2 protein-coding genes are annotated in these 1508 nt (G+C 60.5%); both read left to right on the top strand.

All coding sequences use genetic code 11. The features are described from left to right. Nucleotides 1–243: 243 nt before the first annotated feature. Nucleotides 244–462 (top strand): hypothetical protein, encoded by a 219-nt coding sequence (locus B0I08_RS17950; RefSeq protein WP_219905713.1) that lies wholly within the window; start codon nt 244–246, stop codon nt 460–462. A 53-nt stretch (nt 463–515) separates the two neighbouring features. Beyond that, nucleotides 516–1475, top strand: coding sequence for a DDE-type integrase/transposase/recombinase (locus B0I08_RS17485; protein ID WP_106215237.1), 960 nt, complete (start codon nt 516–518; stop codon nt 1473–1475). Nucleotides 1476–1508: the final 33 nt, after the last annotated feature.

The raw sequence follows: 1508 nt of genomic DNA on the forward strand, positions 1-1508 counted from the left end.
CCCTCTGCGTCAGGCTGGTTGTGAGTCAGTTCACGATCAGGAGGCAACTACATGTCCATCACCGCAGGGTTCAGCTCGGCAGAGATCGTTGAACTCGTCATGCGTTATCAGAGCGTCCCACACGGCCAGAAAACGGAGTGGCTCGAGAAAAATGGGGTCAGTCCCCGCACGTTCAGACGGTGGCGGGTGGCCGTACTCGCAGGCGATGTTCACCGCGCACTGATTCCGAGGGAGGGTAGTCAGATGACTATTCCACCGGATGAACCCACGCCGTTAGAGATCATGCGCGCAGCCGACCATGCAGCCCACGATGCCGAAATCGCGAAGCTAAATTCGCGGGTGCGCGAGTTGGAGGAGACCAATACCGCGCTGGGAAAAGCTATCGGGCTCTTGCACTCCATGAACGAGGAAGAGCCCGCAGAACCCCCAACGACTCCCGAGTCGACCAGTTCCTCACCCTAGAGAACGAACTCGTCGCGGAACTGACCCGGCTGACGGGATCGCAACGGCGCGCGTTGACCATCGCCGGGGTATCACGATCCACCTGGCACTACCGCACCAACCCCCGCCCGCGGGTCGCCGACCCGATCCCACACAACAAACGGGCATACCCGTCCTGCATCTCGTCGACCGATCGCGGGCTGATCGAGAAGAAAATAACCGCAGGGTGGGCGTTAGGCCACTCGATCGATCACAGCTTCGCTGAAACCTGGGATACCGGGGTGATGCTCGCTGGGCGTCGGTCGTGGTGGCGGGTTGGAGCCGTGATCGCTGACCAAACTGCCCGCCCGATGGTGCCCACCAAACGTGTTTCGAAGAACCCACGGGCGAAGCCGGTGTTAGTGGCCACCGGGCCCATGCAGGTATGGAGTTGGGACATCACCGATCTGCACACCGAATGGCGGAACAAAGCATTCAAGGCCTACTCGATTATCGATATCTGGTCCCGCAAAATCGTTGGCTTCCGGGTCGAGGAACGCGAGAGCGACCACCTTGCCGTGGAGATGTTCCAGGCCGCTCTCGCCGCGCACGGTATCCCGAACTATGTTCATGCTGACTCCGGCCCCGCGATGCGGTCGACCGTATTGGCTGATTTGTTGGCCGACCACAACGTCGAGAAAACGCACAACCGCCCATACGTGTCTAACGACAACCCGTTCTCCGAGTCAGAATTCCGCACGATGAAATACCGCCCCAACTATCCCGGGATCTTTGAAAGCCTCACCAACGCCCGCACCCATCTCGACGGCTACGTGGCCTGGTACAACACAAACCACAAACACTCCGGCATCGCGCTCTTCAGCCCACAGCAAGCCCACGACGGCAGCTGGCAACAGGCCCACGCCCAACGCGACATCACCCTGCAGAGCTACTACCGGCAACACCCCGAACGCTTCCGAGCACAACCCACCACACCCGCACCCGCCGGCATCGTCGGAATCAACCATCTCCCCGAAAAAACCGGCACCAACTAACCCCACTGACTCCACACAGCTTGACAACGCCCG

It is taken from the genome of Glaciihabitans tibetensis, assembly GCF_003003265.1.
GTDB classification, from domain to species: domain Bacteria; phylum Actinomycetota; class Actinomycetes; order Actinomycetales; family Microbacteriaceae; genus Glaciihabitans; species Glaciihabitans tibetensis.